Here is a 25,372-nt window from a genome sequence, read left to right on the forward strand (position 1 = left end):
TAATCCTCGCCTGCTTATCCGGCCGGAAGATTTAAGCGCTCAATCCATTCGGCAGGACCTTGTTGGCCTGCTTGAAGAGGATTACTGAATGACTGGAGGCTCTGGAGGAAAGCTCTGACTCGAATGTTCGCTTTTGTTTAAGTGCGAACTACATTCCGGGGCCGGCTGCAACCCCCCAACGTACAATGCCCAACAGCAACCCGTCTGTGCGACAGAGCGGTCATATCACAATGATGTGGCGGGTCTGGCTAACATTTTGGTATTACCGGGTTGCCAGTCATCATTATAAGGTCACAGGGCCGTGACCTTTTAAACCCCATCTCAAGCCGAAGCACTTGATAGCCTCTGGTTTTGCTTTCCAACAGGACCATGCATCCATGTTCTCCACGAAACGTGCTTATCTGATTCTCTTACTGGAAGGTCTCGCCAGCAGCGGTGTTCAAATGGTCACGATACGACAGACCGTCGCGTTCGTAGGCAGCTCGGTACTGTGCACGTCGATCATCATCAGTTGTTTCCTGGGTGCGTTGGCCCTTGGCTACTTCTTTGGCGGCAAGACCGCGCCTGAAAAGTTTTCCCGGGCACTGCTTTTCAACCTGGTTGGCGCCATCGCGTTGTTTGGTATTGGCCTCTCCTACCCCTTTGTTAGCATGTTTTTTCTGTCAATTGCCGACATCAGTTTTGGGCTGCCAATCCTGGGGAATCCCCTGGTCCATCTCTTCGCGTTCTGTTTCTTGGTCATGTCGCCATTGGTATTTTTGCTGGGGCAGACGGTCCCCCTGTTGTTGAACACTGCAGATCAGGAGACTCGCAAAAGCGAGGCTGCGGGGAGTGCGACTGCGATCAGTACCGTGGGCAACGTCGTCGGGTGTCTTCTGACTTCACTGGTGCTGATGTATTTCTTGGGCGTCGGGTATTCCATTCTGGTGAACTGCATGATCCTAAGCTTCTGTGTCTTGCTTGTGTTGCGTCCAGAAAAAACCGTCCTGAAGCCAATGCTGCTGAGCATCACGAGTCTGTCACTGGCGGTGGCGTTCGTCGCCAACGTCCGGATGCCAAACCAGCTTTTTGCCGCTACTACCCCATACAGCGATATCCGGGTCGAAGCCACAGACGGGGGTAAAAGGTTGGTGATCAACCGCAGCTCCGCTTCATTCATCGACGCCGAGACACGCCAGGGCTGGCCATACATTGAAATGATGAAATCGGCGATATTTGCAGACGACGTAGCTGGCAAAGACATCCTCGTCCTGGGCGCCGGCGGATTCACCTTGTCTGCCGAAGACACCAAAGGCGCAAACTTCACCTACTTGGACATCGATCCGATGCTGAAATCCGTGGCAGAGGGCGACTTCCTAGGCGAGCCCATCAAAGGAGACTTCGTTACCCAGGATGCAAGAGCGTTCCTGCTCACCAATGAAAAGCGATGGGATGTCATTGTGGTTGATCTCTACACCAATGCGGCCACTATTCCCATGCACACAGCCACCTTTGAATTTTTCAGCTTGGTGTCCGAGCGCCTAACCGAAAACGGGAAAGCTGTTCTGAATATTGCTGCCAATCCGCGGCTTACGGATCGCTATTCCCAGACGATGGATAATACAGTCCGGCTGGCTTTCTCACGGTGTGTCACTGACATCACCAGCTATGACGACTCCCTGCAGAACCTGGTGTATTTGTGCGGAAAGCGGTCGTCCGGCGTGGACAGAGTTGCCCGTGCTTATTTTGATGATACAACAAGGGTAACCGTCGACGGATACCTGTCGGCACTTCATGGATCGGCGAGATAAGCGATGCGCCACGATAAATCAAAGAGAAAATCCGAGTGGATTTCAGCCTCAGACGTAGGCCGGAGCGAGTTTTGCCCGAATTCAGTCGCACTGAAATACGCCGGCGCCAAACCTTCGCGAAGGGCCGTAGCCGCTCAGGATCGGGGCAATCTGAAGCACGAGCAGTTTAATCGCCAGATCAGCATAGACAAACGCTGTTACGTGGCCTCTTACCTCTACGGAATGGAGGATCAGCGCACGGAAACTCTCCGCCAGTTTCGTGACAACACACTGGATTACATGCCCGGCGGCCGGATCCTGATTGCAGTCTATTACCGGCTGTCTCCGATGGTCATCGAAATCAGCAAAAGGTCTTCCTGGATTGACCTGCTGCTGAGGCGGATCGTGGACAGGCTTGTTCTGTGGGTTGAACTGCGAGGAAAAAGCCATGTTTCATGAGCTGCTCATTTTTATTGCGGTAGTGGCTGTACTGGTCATCGTTTGGCGACGGCGCCGTAACAGCCTCGTTGACGAGCTGGGCATTGAGGGCGACTTGATATGGATCGACGACGGCCGCCACACCAAACCCTTCTTCAATGGAGCCTTCAAGGTCTTTGGGAAGCCGGATGCGCTGTATCGGACTCGCACCGGTGTTCTTTCTGTTGAGTACAAGAGCCGAAACGGTCCAGTGTTTGAGAGCGATGTCACCCAAGCCTTTTGCGCGGCCCTGGCTGCCCGGGGAGATGGGTACAGGGTGAATCAGGTACTGATCAAGACCTCCGCCATTCAGGAAGTGTTTAAGCTTCCTTCTTCCGACAAGGCGTTGTTCGATCGGATTCAGCCCGCCGTCGTCCATGCCCGACAAGCAAAGTTCGGTCATGCGGTACCGAGCCGGCCCGAGCTTAAGAAATGTCGCAGCTGTGGCTTCCGCGGGGACTGCGACGATTCGGCAGCCTGAACCCGAGAAAAAGAGGTGCAGCTCTCAAAATCGCTGAGGAAATTCGTTCAACATCAGGTTAATTGATAGCAGATACCTTTAGCCAGGGTGATCCCGCCAATAACCGTCGCGACTTTGCCCTCAACGTTAATCTTAACTCCAACTATCAATAGCGAGAAGTTGATAGCTTCAGGGAAGCAGTGGTTCTGAATTTCAAGGGAAGGACTGATGAAACGATTACTCAACTCAAGCTTGCTTGCCTGCTGTTTGATTGCGCCAATAGCCCAGGCCAGCAATTGCCAGGTTCATTTCACGATCGTAGATGGCAATGTCCAGAGGGCACTAACCATTGGATCAACACTCCCTCAGTGGCAAGCCCGCGAGCAGATGTGCGAACGGCTAAATTCATTCGGTGGTGCGATCAACGTTGCGGGCGGATTCTCCACGGGAGCGGGAACAGTCTCGTACTTCGTCCATTTAACCGTCGGCGAACGAGTGACTGGTTTCAGCATTCCCGACCATGGCATCAATTTCGTCATGTCAGGACGTTTTCCCGACGCGAAAACGGAATCCGAACTCATAGACATCGCAATCCCGGCGTTCAGAGGTACAACAAAAAAGCTGCTACAAAACTGGTACGAATCGGGAGGGTTTGAAAAGGCTGTGGAAGCGTTTTTGAATAGCCGAAACATACTCAATCGACGCTGAAACAATGGAAAATAAGAGGCCATCAACTCCGTTGAGCTACAAGCTCATGACAATACCAATCGTCGTTTTCGCCGGGCCTCAAGTTCTGACCAGCTGGTATTCAATCTCATCGCAATGGCATTGAATTCACCAACTGTCCTCACGTCCCTCAATTTGGTTTGGATATCGCACCTGTCAGATGGGTAGTCACGACCCTCATTGATCGTGGCAACGCCCAGTGCAATTTCAATCGCCCAGGCGAGCTCGGACTTGTCGGAACAGGTGCTGATCAACAGAGGTGACATCAATTGAGCTGCAGCGAACCGGTGAACGTTGTGCACTTGTTCGGTTCTTCGTCCAGGCATGCCACATAGAGCACGTCGGCACTCTTGGGAATCACGTTCAGAAACGCGGAGGTGTCGACGGGCAGATCGTTGATGCCGTTGGTGCGGCCTACGGGAATGCTCGAGCAGGAAATCACATTTTGATTGCCTGGCGCGTAATCACAATCGAACGAGGCAAACTGCCCGCAGGCGTAGTCCGAGTCCGATGGCCACATGCAGGAAATGCTGAAGAGCTCGAGGTCATCTTCTTGTTGGAAAGCACCGTCTTCACTCAGGTAGACCGACGCCGTATACGGAAAGGATTCATTGAATTCCGGGACGGACTGATCATCGTAGTACACCTCCATCTTCCAGGTGATGCTGATCGTCTCGTTCGGTGAAAAATGATCCTCAGGATCACCAGTGCCAGCAGCAATATTGAATACGGTTGGCTCTAACGGGGCCTCAGAGAATTCGAACACCAACTCTCTCTCTTCAACATCCGGTGCCTGCGCCGAGGGACCAGAGCTTGATGAAGATCCCCCTCCCTCGCAAGCAACGAGGGTCGAGCAGGCCAGAATCAGACAGAGCGATTGTTTTGTTTTCATGGTGATATCCGAGTCAAAAACCAGATCTTAGGCCTGGCTCATGCCGCGGATGAGATTTAAAAAGTCAGTGACCTATGACCGTTTAGAATGCGGGAACAAAAAAAAGCCTCCCCGCATGCGGAAAGGCCAACCCTCACTCTCTCTCACCCAGGAGCCACGCTCGCTAGTGATTTCAAGATCTCATGGAAATCTTCGCGGGCAACCCCCGGGAAAGAAGAATTTTCAGGTTTATTTCCGACCCAGAATATCTTTACCAGGTTTCCGTCGAAGCATTGGCTGTTTGCGATCCATCACGCCCAACACTGAGGATGAGTCTCCGAGACAAATGCCCACCATATACACCCCGGGCCCCAGGCGCTGATAAGGTTCAAGCAAGTGGCGGCGCCAAGACTCAATATCCAGAAGTACGGGACGGACCGAAGGTAGCTGCCGAACCACTTCACGATCAGCAATACCGATCCAATTACCTATCTCAATGCCATCAGCCGTGCAAAACCCAATCGGTTCGCAGCTCGCGAAGGCCCCGAGTTCTTTGTATACACAATTGTGGCGGCGTCTGAATTCCATGAAATATATACTGTTTGAATATACAGCATTATTGCAGATGGACTGCCTTCCAGGCTAACCAGAAAAAGATCAACATTTTGTTGCGGACGTGTTTAGAGTCAGGGATGACCCATTACCGGACAACTGAGGAGGTCAACACGATGAATGCAACAACCAAGCAAGGTGAAGTAATCGGCCGGCTCTGCGGAGTCCACATCCGAGACAAAAACGGAGAAGTTCTCTATTCCTTTACGAACATTCGCAATGGTGAAGTTTTCGGGCGAATACCTGCGGATGAGACCCCGTGCGGAAAGCGCGACCTCTGGGTAAGCGCAGGAACTCTGGAAGACGGAACCGCAACAAGCGATGAAGGAGAGGTGCTGTTCAGGCTGGTCTGATTCGCTGACCAGAAAAGGGATCGGTGGTGGGATTTCATGTCCACCGTCGACCCAAAATCGACGTTCAAAAAAGGTATTGCGTATGGCTATGGAATGACTCTATAAAATAGCTATATTATTGTTATAAATAGTGTTTTCAGGGGTTGGCCGTGGCCATTTCCGTGAGATTTTAAGAGTGAACACCAACGATATTCACTCAGAGGAATCACGAAATGGAAACTCAAATCTCTCTCAAGAATCTGACCCTGTCACCGCTCAACGTCCGGAAAGTTAAAACATCAGCGGAAGAAGATGCGCAGCTCCGCGCTCTGATAGAGTCGCAGGGTGTTCTGCAGAATCTCATTGTCATTCCGTCACCCGATGCCGAGGGACGGTATGAGGTTATTGCCGGTGGACGCCGACTCAGCGCCTTAAACCACCTTCTTGCCGAAGGAAAGATCGATGCCGAATTTCCAGTCCGGTGCGTCGTGAAGACGGAATCTGAAGCCATCGAAGCCAGTCTGGCCGAGAACTATCGCTCGGATATGCATCCCGCTGATCGCTTTGTTGCCTACAAGGCCATGCTGGATGCAGGACGATCCATCGAGGACATCGCGAAACGATTCGGTAAGCCTGTCACCGAAGTTAAGAAACTCCTGAAACTTGGGGCTGTCTCCCCGGTGATTCTGGACGCCTTCCGATCACAAGAGATGAACTTTGACATGGTCATGGCCTTTACCGTCACGGACGATCAGAAGGCTCAGGATTCCGTCTTCGCAGAGGTAAAAGAGCAGTATCACCCTTCTCCCCGGTTCGTGCGGCAAAAGCTGCTCAACACCGATGTTACGACTGAGGACACCACCTTTAAATTTGTCGGGCAAGAGGCTTACGAGGCCGCCGGTGGCACGTTGTCCGAAGACTTGTTCGCGGACAGCCAATACGTCAACGACGTCGACCTCCTGAATCGTCTGGCCGATGAAAAGCTCGAAAAGCTACAAGAGTCTTTCAAGGCAGAAGGCTGGGGCTTCGTGGAGGCTACGCTGGATGGCGGATACAGCCACCCACTTCGATTTGCACCGTGTATCGATGGTGAAATCATCACAGCACCAGACTCTGTGGTGCATGAGTTTGAAGCGAAGGAACGGGAGCTTGAGGGACTGATGGAAGCGGTCTCAGACCACGAGGATGAAGAAGCCAATGAACGGTTCCGTCAACTGAACGAGGAATTAAGTGACCTGAAGGAAACTATCGACACCTCACGAGAATTTTCCGACGAGCAGAAGCAGTCAACAGGGGTCCTTCTTTCCGTGGACTTCCGAACAGGTGAGCTGGTGACAAAAGTTGGCATCGCTCTGCCTAAGAAGCAGTCAGAAAAAGCGCAAAACGAAGATGGCACTGTAGTCGAGGCACCCCAACCGACCGAGAGCAACGCGCTTAAAAGCGATCTTGAGGCATACCGGCTCCAGGCTCTTGAGGCTGCGGTGATGCAGAAAGCAGAAATCTGTCTGGACATGACCGTTTTCACAATGGCCAAGACAGTGCTTGCGGGTTCAACGTGGTACCGGAGACCCCTTGGAATCGATCTGGATGTGAACACCTTCTCTGCCACCAAAGACATTGAGGAAACCTCCGCTGCTGCTGAAATTCGGAAGCATCGTGATGCCTTAGAACTGAACTGGCTGGCCCAAGAAGGAGACTTGGAACAGTTCAAAACATTCCAAAAACTATCCAGAGCGAGCAAATTGAACATCCTCGCCCATTGCAGTGCTCAAACGCTCCGCTGCGCGACCAATGAAGTTGAGCAATACGTTGCTGAACAGATCAAGTTCGACCTGAGTAAGCACTGGCAACCGACGAAGGCGAATTACTTCAACAGGATCAGGAAAGGCAAGCTCATCGAAATCCTGAAAGACCTGAAAGGCGATGAGTTCGCTTTGTCTCAGGCTGACGCCAAGAAAGGCGATCTGGCGACGATTCTGGATGAACTGGATGAAACGAAAGGTTGGCTCCCCGATTCACTCACCAAAGCAGCATAGGGGCGCAATCAGAGTGAAAAAAGGGAGCCGGGATCAGGCTCCCTTTTTGTTTCGGGCTTGCCAGTGAAGCATAGTCGTGTATACCTAAGGACTACAGCGGAAAAAAGTCATGACTTGCATAACCATAAACTGGCTTTGCAACCGAATGGATCGGCGACTTTTCCACAAATTCTGTGGATAACCTTATTGATAAAGTGCGCTGTCGGTCGTCCAGCGCAGACCTTACTTGGACCTGTCACAATCGATCATTTTTTGAGCGGGATTCAGCGTCATGGACAAGACAATCGTTCACAACGGAATAGCACGAAAGTGTAGCCTTGGCGCGGGCGTCGCGCTGCTGTTTCTGGTCAGCCTATCTGCCGGTGATGGTGTTTCATTCAAAGAGACTTGGGGATGGATTTGCGGTGGCATACTGTGCGGATTTGCTGCGATTCACCCAATTTCAAAGGTCTACGAGCGGTCTGTCCAGAAGTACGGCGAATACTGGTGGTTCAAAGTTATGGTGTGGCTGGTCAGCATGGCTTTTGCCCTCGTTCTGGCTATAATCTCGATTATCTGGCGAATACTGCGCGGTGACGGGTCGGAGCCATATGACGATCACAGAGCGCCTGGCTCTGTATTCAAAGAGCCGCTGCACCCCACCGATGCTGTTTACGACCAGTCTCACGATGTTTACTACGGCAACGAGCCTCCTAGATAGCCTCTTAGCATAGATCGCCGTAACGTAGCCGCCTATAAGAAACAGGGCGGCCAGTCGGCCGCCCTATAGCTCTGGCTCTATGCTTATTTCCTGCCTCGGCTTCCGCCGCCTTGGTTACCGCCTCTGCCTGGTAAAAGACCTCTGGTGTTCCGCATAGTCCCAGCCATGCCGCCAGCAAAGGCCGAGCTTCCGGCAGCCATACCGCCGCCTACACCGCCACCACCCATGCCTCGAAGCATTGAACTTCCGGCCATGGCCATGATGGACAGCCAGATCATTGGCAGAATAAAGATGGAGCTCATGCTGACAATCCGGATCAGAAGGCTATTGGTCATCTCATCAAACCAGCCTGCGTTGGTCGCATAGATCTGTAGGATCCGGTTGTCGAACCAGTAAGCTGCCGCCCAGATGGCATTGATAAATTCCAGGCTGAACCAGGTAACCGCCAATGCGAAAAAGGAGCTGAAGCCATAGCTTCCAAAAATCATTACGAAAGGAGCCGCGATGACCACGATCATCTGGAACATAACCAACAACATGGGCCCGGCCACTTTGAACATCTGCTGTATAGCGTTGGCCTGCAGAAATTCGTTGGCTGACGTCAGAACGTTGCCCAGCTGAGTCGCGTTATCCCACATCTGGGACCAGAAGCCTTTATTCGCGTCAAAGTTATTGCTCATGTCCAGCTGAGTAGCTGCTGACAGATCACTGTGGTTATTTTCAAGAATCAGCTTCAGGATCATGTCTTCTTTGACCTGGTCCGGCTCGGTCTGTTTGCTGAAAACGCCAGCACCCCAAGTCTTCCAGTCATCAACAATGTCCCCGACTTCATCGTCAGGAATGTCGTCAAGAATCCTCTCTCGCAACCCATCGCCGCCATTGTTGAACCATCCCGCAGCATTTCTCTCGCCAAGCCAGACTTCTTCGCAATATGGATAGACACCGGTTTGATGGGCTGCGTCAGAATCTCGCCATGTAGGTTGTCGGGAGAATCCCTTGTTCTCATAGTTCGCAACGTATAGCTCTTTGTCCCGGTAATAGGCATCGGCGTAGCCCAACAGAATGCGACTGCCCATCCAATCAATATCCTCCCAGGGTTCAACGTTGGTCAAAACCATGGGATTGCCTGTCACCGGATCGACCGGCGGATTGGCCTTGTACTTGTTCACGGCCGGCTTATAGCAGGCTTCGTAGAAGTTCTGGATGTCCTTACGTAGGGTTTCATCCTGGATGGTGATATTGGATATGCGCATCAACATGAACTCGTAGTTGTTCACGCAGGTCATGGATTTGATGGAAGTGTGCGTAATGGCCGTTGAAACGGTTTCGACCAGCGTCCAGGCAACCGGTTTGTGAACCTGCCACGTCTGGAGATCACTCATAGCAGAATCAAAGCCCGTTTGGGTATTGTCTCCGGTCCCTGACGCAGTGCTGGAGGGTGTATTGGTGTTCGAGGCCGTTCCACAATCCTGAACCGTCACCTCGTAGCGAACGCCAGAAAGCGTCGTGGACATGCTTTTATAGGGAATGACGCACAACATGAGCACCAGGATCATTCCGAGCAGCGTTGTTTCCATGCTCTTGATCGTCTCACTGGCATTGCCGGCGGAATAGTTTTCCTTAAATGTACTCACGACAGCAACAATGAAAGGAATCAGAGCCACCCCGGTTCCGACGAGGACATCCCAAATGGCCTCGTACATATTCCACCCAAACATCATTGTGTAAATTTCGAGGTAGGTATTGGCGACCATTCCGGCTATCTCCCTATGCCGAACTGTTGGATAAGTACGATCTCGACAAACGCCAGCAACAGAGCAATTTTCCACCACTGCGATCGCATGAACTTAAAGTCCGCGGCATGCTTTTTTTCCAGCGCAAGCCACTTTTCGTTCGACGTTTCGCCGCGATGCGGCAAACGGGTGGCGTAGCGAGAAATCGCTGGCCACGCGGCCACTATGGCGACAAAAAACGCGACTCTGTACCAGGTCAATTCGGCTATTAAGTCGAGGGATTTCACCTCCTCTGCCGAAGTATCCGTCAAAGCCGCGACAACCATGCCGATGATCATCAGGGCAGCGACGCCGCCCATAGAAACCATCAGAAACTTCCGGGTTTTTTGCATCACTGAACTCCAAAACTGTTCAGGCCGGACGGTTTGTTGCCTGACGGTAGGTTTGTGTTTTGGTAGATCCGCTCTTCGGTGCCCAGCAAATGGCCAATTGTTCTCTCTGCTACCGCCTCGCGGGTCTCAATTTCCTGGTCGAGCTGGGCCAACTCAACGTTCAGGTGATCAATCGCGTTATCGATAATGGCGATCGCGGTGTCCATGTTGGCAACGTTCGGCTCTTTGACGCCCGAACGGAGCATTTGAGTTAGGAAGCGACCCTGCTCAACAAGACGTGTATACGCAATTTCGCTCGACAATTTGCGCAGCATCTCTTCCTGAGCGGTTGGATTGCGCTTTCGGATGGCTTTGATGACAAGATCGGTCACACGGACCCCAGGAGGCGCGGAAACCCGATTCAGGTTTTGCCAACTGAGAGCCGTAGTTCCGTCCACCAAGTCTTCGAGGTCATCGTAAAGATCCTGTTCCATGTCACGATGACGGTAGGCTAGACCTTTGCCAGGGCGGGAAGTGATTTTTTTACAGTTATCGCAGGTTCGGATTTCAGAATCGCCAACCACGGATACTGCCCAATCGGCGGCCTGAATCGGACCGTTCCAGTATTCCCAAAGCGCGTTGCCCTGCCCGTCTGCAACGGACACCGACGCCGAGTCACAGCTGTCGTTGCGATCAAACAGGACGTTGTAGCCCACCATCACAACGTCTCTTAAGGCACGGATTGGCGGCTGTCCGGCTCCACCTTTTTTGCTGTTGCAGACCCATTCTGAGCCCGCATCGCCGTGGTTAGAGCCATCCACGTTCTCTTTTGCTGCCACGGCATCACCACCAGTAGCCCCAATATTCCAGGACCAGTCCGCCACCTTGGCGTTCATCTTGAACTTTTCCCATGGGTAATCGGTGGAATCGCCCATCATCAGATTCGCCATTTCCTGACAGGACGATTCGGCGAATTCAAAGTCCATCTTGCCCTGCAGAATGCCCTGCTGAAGAAGGTCATAGAGTCCAGGATCGGCTTTTTGAATGGCCAACGCCGGCAGGGAGGCAACCGCAGCTGTCGCGCTGTTAATGACGTTGTCCATCATGTTTTTAAAACCGTCCGTGAGCCCGTTCAACTGGTTTTTCACCGTCATTTTTGGATCAAACTCACCACATGCCATGTTCAAATCCCAGCCCGCACCAAAACTCAAAATCGGGATCGAGTGAATTTTGGTTGGCGGTCCAGAAATAAGCCCTCCCCCAATCTGATAGTCCATCAGTGTGTTCAGCCGGGGCGACGTTGTTTCCATCGCATTCGCGCTAGCCGCCAACGATCCCGCAAGCACCACGCCAATCCATTGATTACGATTTTTCATTGCCTTAAATCCTTATAAATCTTTTGATGACGGTCGGTTTGGAACCACTTCAGCCAGAGTGCCAAATCAAAGAGGATCCCCGTCGTTGACAGCACTTGTATGCTCGCCAGAAATTCCAGACATAAGAATCGTCGTCGGAACGCTTACTCGTTGACGGTGTGGCGCCATAGGGAAACTTTTGGCATGAGCTTTCATCCTGCGGATACAACATCTGGAAGACACCGGTATCTTTATCGTTCTGATTCAGTGGACCGGGCGGCCAATATCCGTCTTCACTGGGCTGACCGATGGTGAAATAAAGGTGAGGCTCGTTCGGGCGGGTCACGAAGTGCATGGCGCGAAAAGCGGTAAGAACACCAGATTTAAGACCGTCCGCTTGGGTCAGAAACCCGCTTCTGGGAAATACACCGCCATAACTGTTGTGGCCAGATCCGAGTCTATCCATGCCGACCGACCACGAAATCTGGTAGAAAAATTCCGGCAGGTGCCAGCGCCAGGCGATGGAGTCCAGGTTTGAGATGAAATAGGGATAAAACGGGAAGGTACGTCCTGCACAGACCATTCCAAATAGGCCCTGGGCTAGCGTGTTATAAGCCACCAGCGCAGGATTCCCGTATGAATCCACCAATTTGAAATCGAGGTTTACATGGTCATAACGGGTAGCTTCATTGGAGCGGCCGCCTTCTACCTTGTCGACGTTGTGGTTCGTGACCCATCCAATCATGGTTGTCACCCATGAGGAATCGTTCTCAGCCATTGAGATCTGGTTTATGTCCTGGGATTCGGTCCATGGCTCCCCGGCAGCGCGGTCATAAGACTGCACCACCAGGTCCGGTACAAAGTTTTTGACCTTGATGGACGTGTCTACCCAGCAGACAAAGGCGGCACAGGTCATCCAGATGCAAGCACCACGGATTTCCCAGTCCATACAGCTCAGAGCTGCGGACATGGTCTGATCGACGATTTCAAAGGTATCGATGACGCCATCGTAGGTGTCGTTCAGCTCGCCATGACAGGCGATACATTCCACCTGGCCATCACGTTCTTCCAGGCGGTTCTGGGTGTCCGTAATGGTCGCGTCCCTGACTGCGTCCAAATCGCCCGGGTCGTAGTTCGTCCACTCGCTCGGGTAGGCAAAAGCGTTCCCGGCACTGCCAATCAACACCAGAAACACCAGAGAAATGAACGTCCGCATGTCAGTGGTTCTCCCTGCTATAGACGGCCAGAGCCGTCTTTAATGAGCGCTCGCCGTAAACCACTTGGCGGTCGTTGAAAACGATGGCCGGAAGCTTTTCGATGCCAAAGCGCATTGCAGCTTCAATGGCCCGGGCTCCTGCTTGTATTTCCTGATTGATCGCTGGCCAGTGGGCGCTGTTAAGCACCTGGCTGAAAGCGTCCCGATAAGCTTTCTCGACCTTGGAGGGTTGGATCTTCTTCGGGACCAAGGCACGCATCCGTTGATTGAGCTGCTTGGTTGCGCGATTTTTGGAGTCCATGTCGTACACCTCAATCTGCACCCGGTCAGACAAGCGCTCGTCCTTCAGGACAAACTGATCATTGGTTTCAAATATCCGGATGGTCTGTATGGAGTCAGCCGCGAGCGTTGAGGCACTAGCAAGCACTGTAACGACAAAACCCAAGGATTGAAGCAGATGACGATTCATCAGTTGTCCTCCTCCGCAACGGTCGCACGAAGGGTTTCCATGACTTCTTTGGCAACAACCTGCTGGCCCTGCTCACTCTGGAGTTTCTCAAGGCGCTCGAGAGTGACCCGGGCTTGAGACATGGGATTATTCGCCGCCGGTACCGGATCGGCCGGTTTCGGAGCGATGCCACGGTAAAAGTCGATCATCTTGCCGACATACTCCGCAGCTTCCACTTCCGTGATGCCGAACTTGCGCATGTATTTGGCACGCTCGGTTTTTTCATCTTTTTCCGTGCCCGCCAAGGACAGGTAAAGCGAGGGTGGGACGTTCCGAAACAGGGCTTCCATGTTTTCGGACAGAACAACGCCCTCGGTGTACTTCTTGGGCTCTTTCCGAGCAGATAGCATGAGCTGTTTTTGCTCAATACTGAGGTTTTTGAAACGCGCAATTTCCTCGATTTCATCCTGAGGCATGACCAGGGCAATCCACCACTCGATCATGTTAAGCATCTTGCGGGCGGAGTTGGGGAAGTCCCCCATGTTCTGAGTCGCCACCCACCACCAGGCACCAAGCTTTCGCCACATCTTCACGACTTTGACCACGAACGGCGCCAGCAATGGATTTGTGGTGATAATGTGCCCTTCGTCTGTCAGCATCACGATCGGACGCTCGTCGTGCTGATGCTTCTCGGCAAGGTTGTTGATCCGCATCATTATTGAGGTGTAGGCGATGGCCAGCTGAGCGTTGTAGCCCTCCCGGGCGAACGTCGCCAGGTCTACGATTGTCACATCGGTATCCGGCCAGCCGTCTCCATCTGTATTGAAGACCTCTCCCTCGAACCCATCACAGAACATCCGTAGGGATTCCCCCATTTCGAAGGCACGGGACTGACGGTGTTCCGGGTAGGCCGGATCTTTGGTGATCATCCGGAATCCTTCCGAGACATCCGAAGTCATAGTGCGGCGGCCTTCTGACCTGGCGAGCTTCGCGCCATTGAGAATCGCATCCCGGATCATCCGCCGGTCTGCACGGGTTAGCTTTTTCGCCTCCTCCTCTTCACCACCGGTGATCATCAGTGTGGCGACAATTTCCATCTCACCCATAATGTCCCGCTGCTCGTCACCCTCGTCGTCCGAGCCCGAGTCCTCATCCATCATCATGTCGGCCAGAACGTCCATGGCCGCACGGGCGCGAACATCCTTGCGCTCTGCTTCGGTCAGTTCGTCATAGGACTTGGTGATGTCACCGATGCGGATTTTCGCGGGGATGTGTGCGATCAAGTCGTCTTCGCCAACCAATGCAGAATCAGAGACGATTCGCGAACCAAGCAGATCTTCCTCATCTTTGGACAGCATCTGATCGGCGTCGACGAAAGGCGGCAGCGATACCCCTGCCCCGGGCTTGAGCTGAATCTTATTTACAGACAGGCCCTGGGAGGCGAAATAATCAGCCAGCAGACCAAAGCTGTTACCGGCCTCAACAATGAACAGCCGCGGGCGCTGGAGTGCCATGATCTGGGCCGACATGTTGGTGATGTGTGCCGACTTGCCGGCACCCGTCGGGCCAAGAATGAGGCCATGCGCATTCTTCTTGCGGTCATTCCCGTTAAACGGGTCGTAAGACACCGGCTCGCCACCGCGATTAAAGGCGGTCTGCCCCGGATTACCGGTACCGCGATGCCGCCCGAAAAGGGAGGCAAGGTTTGCCAGGTGTTGGGCCCAAACCGGACGGGTCGCCTTGAAATTGGCGTCCATGCTGGGCTCGTAAACCATGGGCAGGTTGTAAATGTAAGCATCGAGGCCGAGGGATTCGTCTTCTTCCCGAACCGGGGCGAGCTGATTCGTCAGCAGAATCGTACTGGCCGCGTTGGTTTTTTTGCGCAGGTCTTTCAGATTTTCGCCACGCAGGTAAACACACATCATCGAGCGATAGATCTTGTGCTTGTTACCCATAAGAGATTTGGCAACTTCGCAGTCTTCGCGCGTCATCGTTGCGTCGACGGACTCACCCTTGGATTTGTCCTGAATCCGGTTGATATGGTTCTGAACTTCGTCCTGAGGCGTGACGATAATGGTCGTTGCGATCATTGTACCTGGCGGCATCTTATCCATCATGCAGGAAGCTTTGCCGGTTGATAGGCCGTCCGGGGTGGTCGCACTTACTTCGCCGGCGATCTGGCCGATCTTGGGCGTCCGACGAATCTTATGCACTCGCAAACAGCGGTGTGGGAGGCCATCAAACCACCAGGTTTGTGACGGGGCATCAGACTTTGGCAAAGCAAAGAACAGGCTTTCAGCGAAATCATCACCGGCCGGCAAACTTTCCTCGTCTGGGTAGGAGGCCAGTTCAACGAACTTCTGGCGATCTCCGTCGGTAAGCTCCGGACGCGGATTGAACCACTTCAACAGCCATTCATAGACTTCCTTTCCGCCATTACGAACCAGGCCAATTCCGGCATCCCTGAAAGCAGCATCCAGCTTTTCGATGGTGTCATTGAGCTCTTCTTCCGGCGTCATGCCCGCGTAGGATTTCCACTTCTCGGGCAGTCTCCGGTAGACAGCGAGTTTGATCCGGCGCTGGCCGCCACTCCAGGGCGCATCGAGAACTTCTTTATCCTCGAACAGTCCGCCTTCCTTACAGATTCCGCGCAGATGGGTTTCCATCGTTCTCAGCCATTCCTGAGTGAACGACGAATCCCGGCAGTAGTGCTTCGGGTAGAGACGCAATTTCTGGATGTAATCTTCCAGGTTGTCGTCATCATAGGTGTACTGCTGGATGATCCAGGGCCCTGCCGTCATTTCCTCGAAGCAGTCCTGAAGGGCGTCCTGAATCATATCCCGCCGATTCTGCAACCAGTTGTAGGAACGACCTTCTGTGGCAATCGGGATGATGTCGAAAACAGCACCTACGCTTTTCCCGTCATCCAACAGCATCGTTTGAGACTCGCTTTGGAATTCATACCAAGGCAGTTTCTCAACGAACGATGAGGGGCGGCGGTAAATGCGCTTTACCGCAGTTTTCGTGAGTGGTTTGCGCTGCCCTTCCCCGTCATTACTGGCAGTCTGGATTTCGACGTCCGGTTTCACCGGTTTCTTCGGTGCCGGTACCAGAATGTCTTTAATTGCCTTGGCTAAGTCCACGGATTACGCCTCCTGTCCTTGCGCTATCTCGGGTGCAGGGCTATCAGCCGTGGCTGGGAAGGCGGCCTTATCACCTTTCCGATCCCACACCCGTCCCTGAATCAAATATGCGGTTTTCGTTCTGCTTGTCTGCGGAAGACCTGCTTTCACTGTGTTTGGGTTTCCGGCTCTCACCCTTCAGTCTCCGAATCGGTTCCCAAGATCAGAAAGCTCTCCGGGAAGCGCATAATGGTCCTTTTCCCACATCCTGAATTCGGTCAAATAACCCGGAATTGGAACTTCGTCCTGGGTCGCCAGATGCGGACCAACGAACATGTACATTTTCGGGTTCGGCAGCATTCTGAACTTGCTCTGCAATTGGGTTTTCTCGGTGCGAACGTAGTCACTGAGCTCCACATCGCCCTCGATCATCGGGCGGCGAATTAGCGACCGGGTATCAATGAGCTTGCCATCCCCAATTCCGCTCATGTGCTGGCCATAAACGGTTGCCATGTCCCGGTCGGGCTGCGGAATGAAGTTGTCCTTGTTGGCGCAACCTGCCAACGAGAGGCTAATCAAGCTGGTAATCAGAACGGCGCGAGAGGTCTGCATAGTGATTTACCTTTCTTCCTTCAGGGTCATAGTCGATAGCGATTTGCTCAGTCACATGCACAACAATCTCAGTGCCTGGTTCTACATAAATCGCGTCAAAAGAATTGCTCTGGCGCTCGTCCAGCCAGTCCGTGACTTCATCCAGACCGCTGGAAATAGCATCGTTTCGGGCGACAACAGTCGGATCCCCTGTCAAGGCCTGGGTCGAACCGCCAAAGGCATTGGTTTGTGTGGCAAATTCGGCGTCAGCTTTCGCCTTTGAGTAGGAACTGGCCGCTGTGAGCCCGATTCGCTGCGCGAGGTAACTGGGTGCGTTTGTGATACGCTTGCCGGTTACACAGGGGATGCCATACTTGTCAGAGAACCAGGCGATAGGCTCAGCCCCGGAGGCTCCGGGTTCAGGAAAGGTAACCAGAGTTCCGTCCTGGAATGTGAACGTCATGCTCTCGATCTGGCCGCTGACGCAGGATAGAGTCCAGTCGCCCTTGGCAATGCCGGACATTTTGATGCCGTTAAGGCCGGGGATTTTGATTCCGTTCGAGGACAGGTTTTCTGGTCCCACCATGATCTTATAGGGGTATGGATCAACTACCTGCCCTCCCACCGGAATCCGGCCCAGCATCGCAGTCATGGAAATTGATCCGAGCAGAGTCGCGTTGTCCGGAATCGTGTAAGCCTTGATTGACCGCTCTTCCTTACTCTTTTCGGTTGCGCTCCGCGCAATGCCTGCGGCCGGCGTCGGCAATTCATCTGGGTTCAGCGAGAAATCGGGCAAAGAAATTTTCGACGGATCCGTAGGATCGACTGTTGCCTCTAGCGGGTTCGTCCACACCACTTGGTCATAATCCACCGGGGAGCCGGTTTGATCGTATCCCAGGCCCGTCGGGATGCCCGCTGAATTGATGTCATAGCCATTGGCAGAGGTCTGGCTGCTTTCCTCCTGGCCTTGCAACTCTTCAAGACGCTTCTCCAGGCGAGCAACAAGGCCGCGGGTTAGATCCTGTGTGTGCTCAAGCTCACGTTGCTTTGCTTCGGCGTCACGTTCAGCGTTCTGAAACCGATTTTCGATGCGCCCTTTAAGGTTGCCTTCCATCTTGAGCAACTTAGAGATTTCCTGCTTCAGGCGCTCGTTTTCTTTCTGTAGCTTGATCGAATCTTCGCGGACAGCGCGCGTCTCTTTCGTCAGTGTTCTCATGGTTTCAACCGGCGTATCGACGTCCACCCCGAATTCATCTTTCAGGTAATCGTCAGCCAGCGGATCTACTGAAAGCCCGTTGTCGACCATGCCTGGGCCCGATTCAATGGCGGATAGACCGTCCAGTTCAGGAGCTGAGGCAACCGCACCGGCCCGAGCCTCGTCGGATTTACCACCTTTCATGATCACCACGAACAGGACGGCAACAACGACAACCGCAAGACCTTTGATCACAATGTTTGCATTCATGTCGTGTCCTCAGTTCGTTGCGTTGATGATGGCCTGAGTTTCCTGGCGCAAATCCTGGTAATGCGTCCACGGATACAGGGTTTCCTTCAGCGGCCGCTCTGAAATCAGGTAGAGGATGGTGCTGTCTCCCGGAGTACCATTTGGCTCCAGCGAGTGATGCTGGAAGGTGGCATGGGAGAACGGGAGATTCAGATCCAGGTAATCGAGTCCAATGGCACGGTCGGAAATATTGCGGACGTACATCGCGGCGAGGTAATAGCCGCCACCGCTGTAACCAAGGACGGGCTTGGAAACCGTGGCGTAACGCGCGTCACCTTTGAAAATGCGAACCGCTCCTTTCACGCCAAGCGTGATCTCGGAGATCCCGGCGCGATCCCGGTGTAGTCGAGTCGGACCATAAAGGCGCTGCGCGGCATGGCGTGTCAGATCGATCGGAGTGACTCGCTCCACTGGCTCAGGCATCGCCGCTTCAGCTTCCGGCTCCGGAACCTCGTTGTCCGTTTCCAGAACAATGCGTATTTCCTCAAGCTTTTCCGCGTTTTCGGGCGCTTCGGTCGAAATCAGGTCGAGCAGAATGACCTGACCGTCGGCCATGCGACGGACCTGGACCCGCTGCTTGTCGAATTCCTCATACGGTTTGAAGTGAACAGCACCTTGGGCCGACTGGACGCGGAACAGCTGCTTCATCTGCTGCCCTTTTGTCACTCCAACCTGGACATGTGAACCGAACTGGATCGACCGTTCCTGGCCTTTATGCAGCTCGATCGTGACCGGCAGGTTTTGGTAATGAATGATCTCTGTTGCCGTGACCGACCCGGCCATGAAAAAAAAGATTAGGGATTTCAGGATGTACTTACGCATGTCACTCACCCAATTCTGGAGATGTAGTGTTGGTGTTCTGGACGTCGTCGTTCTCGACAATGGCTCCCTCAAGACGACGCGGTTTTTTGTAGAAACCGTCCAAGGCAAGGCCCCAAAGATTGCATTCGGGGTCAACATCCCAGCGAACCAAGCGGATTGGGTAACGGACAAAGATGTCTTTCACGATTTCTGAACGGAAGGTTTCCTTTACGTTGACGTCGTAGAAGGCCACCCAACTGTCTTTGGATTCGGTGTACACACGCTTGGGCGTGTATGGGCGATCGGGCATTTCCTGCAGTGCCCGAGTGCGGGTCAATTCATGATCGAGCCGGCGTTGCTCATAATCGCGCTCGAGTTCACCTTTAAACCGGGGGGTGATGTAGCAGCTCAGTCGTTCAATCTGCTGCTTGTAATCGTCCTTGCCATCGACAGGCCAGTTATTCATCTGCTGCCAGATGTAATAGCCGAATGCGTAGACGTTGAACGGATGCCGCTCGTTGATGCCACGAGTGGAACCAGAGCGCAGGTCAGGCGGAATATCAATCTTGATCCGCTCCGGGGCTTCTTTCCATCCGAGGATGCTGTAAATCAGGGCGATCGCGAGAATCCCGACAAAGATTCGCAGTGTCAGAATGTGAGCATCCCGTCCGTCGAGAGCCTTTTTTAAACGCGCCACTCTCAGTCCTCCGTTTTGGTTTTAACTTTCACTACCGTTCTCTCGCGGCGTATGTCCCAGGCCTGAGAGGTCTCGATGTAGTCGAAATTGATAAAGCTGAATTTTTGCTGTGCGATCTTTTTGAGATAGACGATGTGCAAACCATCTGGCCGGCGGCGCTTCAGCCCTGTGAGGTATCTACCAACCAGCAAAAGCGAGACGATGGCCATACCAACACCGATACCGACTCCGAAAAGTCCCCATCCGAATGGCAAGAGAAGAAGAACGGAAACGGGGATCCAGAAGACCAGGCCTGCGATTATCAGCACGACCACTTCCGTGTCCGTCAGGCCCCGGAAAACGACCGGCTCTTCAATGAGCCGGTCTGGGATGAAGTCGATTTCTCGACCCTTCATACCGATCTTTTCCATTAGAAAATCACGGTAGCCGCTTGCGTCAGGAGGTAGACCACGAAGACAAGCAACAAAACGCCCATGCCACCGTGCATACCCATGTCGCCCCAGGTCTTCTTGCCTTCGCCAATCTCGTTGTAAGTCGCAATCATGTTCTTGGCGACAGCCAGAAACGCGATGGTGCCGAGGATCAGACCGAGGACGATGGCGATATCAAAGGCGTAACCTTTAAGCAGACCGATATAGTCGCCCTGGGCCGGTGCGTTGGTCGGGTTAGCGGTGGCTGGCAGAGCTGCCTGAACCTGAGTGCCGAATGACAGGAACGCCATTGCCGCAGCTGCTTTCATTGCCGTGTACTTCTGCATTGCTTGTTTCATTCTGGATTTCTCCTAGTTTTTGGGATGGTGCTTTTTGGGTACTGCTAGGGTTACTGCGCTGGTCAGTTGATGATTAGGAAGAGCATCACGAGGAGAACGAAGACCGCCCGCGCCCAAATGAAGATCATTTGTCCGGACTTAATCTCCTCGTTCGCCCAGTTTTCGTAGGCCTGCATGCAGGTCCAGGCGATGAACGTAATCACTGCGACAACGGCAATCATTTGGGCCAAGGTCAGAAGGTTCGCTGCTGTCATCCAGCAAGAGGCGGCACCATTGCAACCAGAGCCATCCTGAAACCATTGATGCTGATCAGAACTCATTGCTTGTGCTCGGTGTAGTTGACGCTAAGAGCGTCGATGGTTGACGGAACCACTGGCTCCATGGGTACTGTCAGGTGATGCGTAATGCCGTGCTGGATCTTTCGCAGGTCACTCAACAGAATCTCGTAGTCAAACTGAGTCCGGTCAGAAGCATTGCTTCGGGCGCGAGCGTTCAGAACCAGCGCCTCCAGAGCCGCCAACTCGGACTGGATGTTTGAGAGCGCTTCACGCTCCGCCCAGACGTCCGCAGCTGCATTTGTGCTGGTCACAATCAGGCTGGAAAAAAGAATCGTTTTGAAAACTCTCATCGTGATCTCTTATCTGGTGAGTTCTGATGAGAGCGATTTAATCAGGCACACTTGTGAAAAGGCTGATCAAAAGGTCACAAGTTGGTGACCTTTTAAAAGGGGAGGAAACGTGTGTGGACGTTGATCGGAATTGCGCCCATCGATGGGCTAATTGTGCGTATTAAGTGGATCGTCAAAGGTAAGAAACGCTCGATATGAGCCGGACTTGCGAGCACCCAGCCGGAGTTTCGAGAAAAACCCCTCGTAATGAGGGGCGAGGCTTGCAGAGGTTCAAACAATACTCAGAGGTACTTTTTGAATTTCGAGCTCATCACCATTAAACACAGTCCAAACAGGACAGCGAATGGTGTGATCATATAGTTCGGATGGATGGAACTGGGAATCGCAAGGTATAGAATCCACGCGAGGGCAAGAGTCGGAATCGCAAACTTTTTCGCCCAGTGATAGACATAGCCAGACTCATTTCCACCGCGCCAACGCCTTAAGTCACGCTGCATCAGTCCGTCACAGACGCCAACGACCCCGAATAGCAAGAAAGCCGGCATAGAGAGCATTAGCACCGCAATCCGGACGAAGAACATGATCAGGATATATATGGCCGCCATCAGGTACTCATAATATTCGGCGATCACGCCCTTCATCATCAGAATAATCTGACCGTCGTTGGCGTCGGGTGTTCTCACCGACTGCAAACTGTCCAGCAGGCCAGAATCGACAAATAGAAAGCTGACCACTTTGGTAATGGTCGAGCTTGCGGAATTCACAGCGCCCTCATTTGTTTGGTCTTTTGAGTTCAGCGACTCACTCAGATAGCCTATCTCCTGGAACATCATCTCTTCCGCATTCTTGTAGGTGGGCTCATCCTGGAAGAAGCCCATGTTGATCCACTCTATGACGATCGACATGAACGCACTGAACAACAGCAGGCCAATGATTTTCAGAATCAGATCGATGGATTTGCCGACAAAGCCACGTTTCTGAGCGGGATGTTCCGATTTACCCTCTGGCATTTGTCAGTTCCACCATTGCTCAGCTGTATGATAGTTCCGATCCATTTCCCGGGTCAGAGCCTGCATGTTTTCCGGCATATCATCGTCATCGTCGTCAACGGGTAACGGAAAACGAACCTTCCAGAGTTGACCGCCATCCAGAAGACAAAATGCCTGACCTTTTGGCAGTGCCGTGATGTGACCGGGCTCGAGCATCGGGACCCGCAGCATCGAAATCCGGTCCTGGGTGCTTGAGGTAAAGTCGACGCTTGAGTCTGTGTCGGACGAGTCATTGGCACCAGAGACCGTCATAATCTGGGCAATTTCGACTTCAGGCAGTTGATTCGTCAGCAGCTCGGCCGTGTCCTTTTCCTTTACCCTAAGCATAATCAGGTTGTTGAAGTTGCCCTCAACCTGCCGTGCCTTGGCGACATTTCCGAGTCTAGCTTCGAGGTCCTGCCGAGACTGAGAATAAGCAGTGATCTGCATACCCGATCCACCGGACTTGTTGACCATCGGCAGAAACTCATCTCCGATCAGGTCAGAGAATTCGTCGGCGTGAAGACAAACCTTTGGAAGTGAATTGGCTTGACCCTCAAGCATTCCGTGTTCAAAACCATGCTTGTAGATATGGCCACAGGTGCTTACCAGGTCCGAGAACATGGAATTCCCCACTGCGGAGGAAACTTCCGTATCGCTCATGGCATCCAGCCCAACGTACACGATGCCTCGCTTCCGTATTATCTGGGTCCAGTCGAAAATGGGCCGCTCGTCGGTAACGTCGAAATAATCAGGGGCGAGCAGCTTCCCGATTTTGCCGGTCGTCAGCTTTTCGAGAAGCGGCAGAAGACTGGCCACGAGCTTGTCGAAGTAGGTTTTGTCGTACCGCAAGGCGGATAGAAGGCCGTGAAGTACCGGATCGCTGACGTGCAACTGTTCAACGTACTGCCTCAGGGCCTCTGTTCGGGGATTGGCGTGCTTTGCAAGTCGGGGGTTGGCCTTGTATTTCTTCTCGGCGTCGCCTGTCATCGCGTTGATGTCCTCGATCCAGCCTTCTTCACCATTCCTGGGCAACCACCAGTCCATGTATTCGCAGAACAGTGGTTCAATGTCCGTCACGTACCGAAGAATGTTGTTGTAATCCGGACGCTGCCCCAGGCTCACCAATGCCCGGGCGACAATGTTAATGAAACGCCATGCGAACTCTTTAAACGCGGCACTGTTACCTTCGGCTGAGAGCTGGCCAGAGATACGACCGGCGATTTCAGTGATCCTCGAAAAATTTCCGACTGCGTTGTAACGGGCGGAAGAGTCCGGAAACCCAAGGTGGAACATGTAGAAATCGTCTTCCCGCCCTGCCCTCTTGGCAGCCATATACATTCGCGTGAGTAGTCCGGCGTCAGATTTCGGATCCAGCAGAATTACTGGCCCGTCGTTCCTGCGAATGTCCTGCTCAATCAGGATTTCAGCCAGCCGACTTTTACCGACTCGCGTGGTTCCCAGGCAAAGGGTGTGTCCCACCCGCTCTGACATCGCCAGCAATACCTGCTTTTCTTCAAGCTCAACGGCATGGGTTACGGGATTGCCACCCACGGCCGGGTATGGGCGAACAGGATTCAAAGGGTGATCTTTGCTGGTCAGATCTGCGATCCATTGGAGCTTCGACCCTTCCAGTTTGCGCTCAAGCTCACGCGCGAAGTTGTTTATCCGGGACGGACGGATGTACTTGGCCGAGATGGGCGCCATGGTGTCCTTCAAACGCTGGGTATGCGTCTGGGTCCAGCGAAAACCTTGTCCGAGGTAAAGGTGGTTTTTGAAGCAAGGGATCTGGTCAGAAGACATGGCGAAACGCGGCAACCGCCTCAGATTCCGCTGATACTTGATGACGCTGGACCCCTGGTAAAAGCGATAGAGTCCAAAGACAACCAGAATGACAGCAGAAGTGTAGGCAACACTCGGAGTCATCATCAGTAATGAGGGGGCGACCAGGCAAATGCCGGCCGCACATACGCTGACTGTTCCGGAATAGAATTCAACCGGCGGGCGAAGCAAAGCCTCGAGCGTCTGGGTGGCCATCAGCGCATCACTCCATTCTTATCAACAAAGAACGGGTAGTGCCGTAGGTTGATGGCTTTTGCCATCTGCTCGCCATTGGTCGCCTGTAGCAAGATTCCCTCACCTGCCACGGACTGCAAATGATTCATCTCTTCGACAGTCGCTACGTTCACCACCAAGCCAATAGCCCGCTTCTCTTTCAGGAAACGCCGGTTCTGCTTGAGCCAGTTAATGGAAACGGAGTCGTAACCGATAATGAACATGGGCCGGCTCAACATGTCATACCGAATCCCAGCGGCCTCTTGAGGACCCACCCTGCCCACAGTCAATGAGGGTGACGAAACAGGAAGATTCGAGACCAAAAATCTTTTGCCACGGCGTTCATCCTTCAGTTTCTGCAGTTGCTCTTTAAAATCGGAATCTGTAGGAAGGAATGGTTCTGCGGACTGGCCGCCAAAATCACCAATAATCTCGAGTTCATAGAATCCCTTGAGCTGCTCTTTCATGGTTCCAGCATGGACCGGAAGAACAAGTGCTGAGGCCAAGGCAATGCCTATAGCTGCTTTTTTCAGATATTGGCCCATAAGCGTATGACTCTCTCTCTGTATGCATTGGCGATTTGTTTGTCTTTCGGGCGCTGCGCTGGCCGGTGATAGCAACCAATGGCCAGCTCCCATGATGAGCATTCCGGTCGTTCGAATTGTTCACGAAGATGTTGAGCCGCTGCCGTGAGATTCAGGTAGGGATCAAAAGCGTCCCAAAGTGAGCGGAACCTTTCTTTATGCCAGCGCCAGTTCATCTGGCCCAAGCCCACGTCAAAGTGGTAATCCCCCGCCTTGACCAGGCCGTCTGCAAATCGGAAAGCCGCTTCGCGTGTTTTGAAGAAGTGCGCCTTTCCACGATGGTTGATCGTCCAGGGCCAAGGCAGTGTTCGGTTTGCATGATCAGTCCGAGTTCTGGACTCATTCAAAACTATGGCGAAGAAAAGTTTTGCCGGTACCTTCTGCTCCTGACTGACTAACTGATACATCGGTGGAATTTGGGAGGCATGAACGTCCCCCCACAAACCGGCACCGATCAGAAACGCCAAAAGGTATTTCACCGCCCTAC

Annotated in this window: 26 protein-coding genes; 7 read left to right on the forward strand and 19 right to left on the reverse strand. The window is 53.0% G+C overall.

Annotated features, from left to right (window positions below):
* Nucleotides 1-377 precede the first annotated feature (377 nt).
* The 4 genes from ABJM11_RS17540 (at nucleotide 378) to ABJM11_RS17555 (ending at nucleotide 3,414) form a co-directional block, all read left to right on the forward strand.
* Complete coding sequence (locus tag ABJM11_RS17540) at nucleotides 378-1,790, forward strand: fused MFS/spermidine synthase (RefSeq protein ID WP_100689801.1); 1,413 nt, start codon at nucleotides 378-380, stop codon at nucleotides 1,788-1,790.
* 3 nt (nucleotides 1,791-1,793) lie between these two features.
* Nucleotides 1,794-2,228: a CFI-box-CTERM domain-containing protein gene (locus tag ABJM11_RS17545; protein WP_100689800.1), complete on the forward strand. Its 435-nt coding sequence runs from the start codon at nucleotides 1,794-1,796 to the stop codon at nucleotides 2,226-2,228.
* Nucleotides 2,218-2,727 carry a hypothetical protein gene (locus ABJM11_RS17550; protein ID WP_100689799.1) on the forward strand — a complete coding sequence of 170 codons (510 nt, stop codon included), beginning with the start codon at nucleotides 2,218-2,220 and terminating at the stop codon, nucleotides 2,725-2,727. Before ABJM11_RS17545 ends, ABJM11_RS17550 begins: the two co-directional genes overlap by 11 nt.
* Before the next feature lie 207 nt (nucleotides 2,728-2,934).
* Nucleotides 2,935-3,414, forward strand: coding sequence for a hypothetical protein (locus ABJM11_RS17555; RefSeq protein WP_100689798.1), 480 nt, complete (start codon nucleotides 2,935-2,937; stop codon nucleotides 3,412-3,414).
* 283 nt (nucleotides 3,415-3,697) lie between these two features.
* Here the strand turns inward: ABJM11_RS17555 and ABJM11_RS17560 are convergent, their stop codons facing one another.
* The gene (locus ABJM11_RS17560) at nucleotides 3,698-4,324 is read right to left on the reverse strand and encodes a hypothetical protein (RefSeq protein WP_157807852.1); all 627 of its coding nucleotides are present in this window, start codon (nucleotides 4,322-4,324) and stop codon (nucleotides 3,698-3,700) included.
* Nucleotides 4,325-5,031: 707 nt separating this feature from the next.
* On the opposite strand from ABJM11_RS17560, the gene ABJM11_RS17565 reads away from it, so the two are divergent.
* From ABJM11_RS17565 to ABJM11_RS17575, 3 genes are all read left to right on the forward strand, one after another.
* The gene (locus tag ABJM11_RS17565) at nucleotides 5,032-5,268 is read left to right on the forward strand and encodes a hypothetical protein (protein WP_100689795.1); all 237 of its coding nucleotides are present in this window, start codon (nucleotides 5,032-5,034) and stop codon (nucleotides 5,266-5,268) included.
* 212 nt (nucleotides 5,269-5,480) lie between these two features.
* The gene (locus ABJM11_RS17570; RefSeq protein WP_100689793.1) at nucleotides 5,481-7,283 is read left to right on the forward strand and encodes a ParB/RepB/Spo0J family partition protein; all 1,803 of its coding nucleotides are present in this window, start codon (nucleotides 5,481-5,483) and stop codon (nucleotides 7,281-7,283) included.
* Nucleotides 7,284-7,554: 271 nt separating this feature from the next.
* Entirely contained in the window at nucleotides 7,555-7,983 is a 429-nt protein-coding gene (locus tag ABJM11_RS17575; RefSeq protein ID WP_100689792.1) for a hypothetical protein, read from the forward strand.
* An 83-nt stretch (nucleotides 7,984-8,066) separates the two neighbouring features.
* On the opposite strand, the gene ABJM11_RS17580 is transcribed toward ABJM11_RS17575, so the two are convergent.
* From ABJM11_RS17580 to ABJM11_RS17665, 18 genes are all read right to left on the reverse strand, one after another.
* The gene (locus tag ABJM11_RS17580) at nucleotides 8,067-9,815 is read right to left on the reverse strand and encodes a conjugal transfer protein TraG N-terminal domain-containing protein (RefSeq protein ID WP_348296187.1); all 1,749 of its coding nucleotides are present in this window, start codon (nucleotides 9,813-9,815) and stop codon (nucleotides 8,067-8,069) included.
* The gene (locus ABJM11_RS17585) at nucleotides 9,743-10,108 is read right to left on the reverse strand and encodes a hypothetical protein (RefSeq protein ID WP_100689790.1); all 366 of its coding nucleotides are present in this window, start codon (nucleotides 10,106-10,108) and stop codon (nucleotides 9,743-9,745) included. Before ABJM11_RS17585 ends, ABJM11_RS17580 begins: the two co-directional genes overlap by 73 nt.
* A complete protein-coding gene (locus ABJM11_RS17590) occupies nucleotides 10,108-11,463 on the reverse strand; it encodes an integrating conjugative element protein (RefSeq protein WP_100689789.1) in 1,356 nt (451 codons plus the stop codon). The genes ABJM11_RS17585 and ABJM11_RS17590 overlap by 1 nt, the downstream gene beginning before the upstream one ends.
* 49 nt (nucleotides 11,464-11,512) lie before the next feature.
* Nucleotides 11,513-12,658 (reverse strand): TIGR03756 family integrating conjugative element protein, encoded by a 1,146-nt coding sequence (locus ABJM11_RS17595; RefSeq protein ID WP_348296188.1) that lies wholly within the window; start codon nucleotides 12,656-12,658, stop codon nucleotides 11,513-11,515.
* A gap of 1 nt (nucleotide 12,659) precedes the next feature.
* Nucleotides 12,660-13,127 (reverse strand): DUF1525 domain-containing protein, encoded by a 468-nt coding sequence (locus tag ABJM11_RS17600; RefSeq protein WP_348296189.1) that lies wholly within the window; start codon nucleotides 13,125-13,127, stop codon nucleotides 12,660-12,662.
* Nucleotides 13,127-16,249 (reverse strand): conjugative transfer ATPase, encoded by a 3,123-nt coding sequence (locus tag ABJM11_RS17605; RefSeq protein ID WP_348296190.1) that lies wholly within the window; start codon nucleotides 16,247-16,249, stop codon nucleotides 13,127-13,129. The genes ABJM11_RS17600 and ABJM11_RS17605 overlap by 1 nt, the downstream gene beginning before the upstream one ends.
* A 177-nt stretch (nucleotides 16,250-16,426) precedes the next feature.
* Nucleotides 16,427-16,840 (reverse strand): TIGR03751 family conjugal transfer lipoprotein, encoded by a 414-nt coding sequence (locus tag ABJM11_RS17610; RefSeq protein WP_126813335.1) that lies wholly within the window; start codon nucleotides 16,838-16,840, stop codon nucleotides 16,427-16,429.
* Entirely contained in the window at nucleotides 16,800-18,284 is a 1,485-nt protein-coding gene (locus ABJM11_RS17615; protein WP_348296191.1) for a TIGR03752 family integrating conjugative element protein, read from the reverse strand. Before ABJM11_RS17615 ends, ABJM11_RS17610 begins: the two co-directional genes overlap by 41 nt.
* Nucleotides 18,285-18,293: 9 nt before the next feature.
* Nucleotides 18,294-19,145, reverse strand: coding sequence for a TIGR03749 family integrating conjugative element protein (locus ABJM11_RS17620; RefSeq protein WP_348296192.1), 852 nt, complete (start codon nucleotides 19,143-19,145; stop codon nucleotides 18,294-18,296).
* A gap of 1 nt (nucleotide 19,146) precedes the next feature.
* Nucleotides 19,147-19,821 carry a PFL_4703 family integrating conjugative element protein gene (locus ABJM11_RS17625; protein ID WP_041335894.1) on the reverse strand — a complete coding sequence of 225 codons (675 nt, stop codon included), beginning with the start codon at nucleotides 19,819-19,821 and terminating at the stop codon, nucleotides 19,147-19,149.
* Between the two features lie 2 nt (nucleotides 19,822-19,823).
* Nucleotides 19,824-20,231: a TIGR03750 family conjugal transfer protein gene (locus ABJM11_RS17630; protein WP_126813331.1), complete on the reverse strand. Its 408-nt coding sequence runs from the start codon at nucleotides 20,229-20,231 to the stop codon at nucleotides 19,824-19,826.
* Nucleotides 20,231-20,590: a TIGR03745 family integrating conjugative element membrane protein gene (locus ABJM11_RS17635; protein ID WP_041335896.1), complete on the reverse strand. Its 360-nt coding sequence runs from the start codon at nucleotides 20,588-20,590 to the stop codon at nucleotides 20,231-20,233. The genes ABJM11_RS17630 and ABJM11_RS17635 overlap by 1 nt, the downstream gene beginning before the upstream one ends.
* Nucleotides 20,591-20,652: 62 nt before the next feature.
* Entirely contained in the window at nucleotides 20,653-20,910 is a 258-nt protein-coding gene (locus ABJM11_RS17640; protein WP_348296193.1) for a DUF3262 family protein, read from the reverse strand.
* Nucleotides 20,907-21,218: an RAQPRD family integrative conjugative element protein gene (locus tag ABJM11_RS17645; protein WP_348296194.1), complete on the reverse strand. Its 312-nt coding sequence runs from the start codon at nucleotides 21,216-21,218 to the stop codon at nucleotides 20,907-20,909. The genes ABJM11_RS17640 and ABJM11_RS17645 overlap by 4 nt, the downstream gene beginning before the upstream one ends.
* A gap of 281 nt (nucleotides 21,219-21,499) precedes the next feature.
* Nucleotides 21,500-22,228 carry a TIGR03747 family integrating conjugative element membrane protein gene (locus ABJM11_RS17650; RefSeq protein ID WP_348296195.1) on the reverse strand — a complete coding sequence of 243 codons (729 nt, stop codon included), beginning with the start codon at nucleotides 22,226-22,228 and terminating at the stop codon, nucleotides 21,500-21,502.
* A gap of 3 nt (nucleotides 22,229-22,231) precedes the next feature.
* On the reverse strand, nucleotides 22,232-24,283 hold the full coding sequence (gene traD, locus ABJM11_RS17655; protein WP_348296196.1) for a type IV conjugative transfer system coupling protein TraD: 2,052 nt from the start codon (nucleotides 24,281-24,283) through the stop codon (nucleotides 22,232-22,234).
* Nucleotides 24,283-24,846 carry a PFL_4695 family integrating conjugative element protein gene (locus ABJM11_RS17660; protein WP_348296197.1) on the reverse strand — a complete coding sequence of 188 codons (564 nt, stop codon included), beginning with the start codon at nucleotides 24,844-24,846 and terminating at the stop codon, nucleotides 24,283-24,285. Before ABJM11_RS17660 ends, traD begins: the two co-directional genes overlap by 1 nt.
* The gene (locus ABJM11_RS17665) at nucleotides 24,831-25,364 is read right to left on the reverse strand and encodes a transglycosylase SLT domain-containing protein (RefSeq protein ID WP_069183745.1); all 534 of its coding nucleotides are present in this window, start codon (nucleotides 25,362-25,364) and stop codon (nucleotides 24,831-24,833) included. The genes ABJM11_RS17660 and ABJM11_RS17665 overlap by 16 nt, the downstream gene beginning before the upstream one ends.
* Between the last annotated feature and the right edge of the window lie 8 nt (nucleotides 25,365-25,372).

The sequence above is a fragment of the Marinobacter sp. genome, from assembly GCF_039977835.1.
In the GTDB taxonomy this organism is placed as follows: domain Bacteria; phylum Pseudomonadota; class Gammaproteobacteria; order Pseudomonadales; family Oleiphilaceae; genus Marinobacter.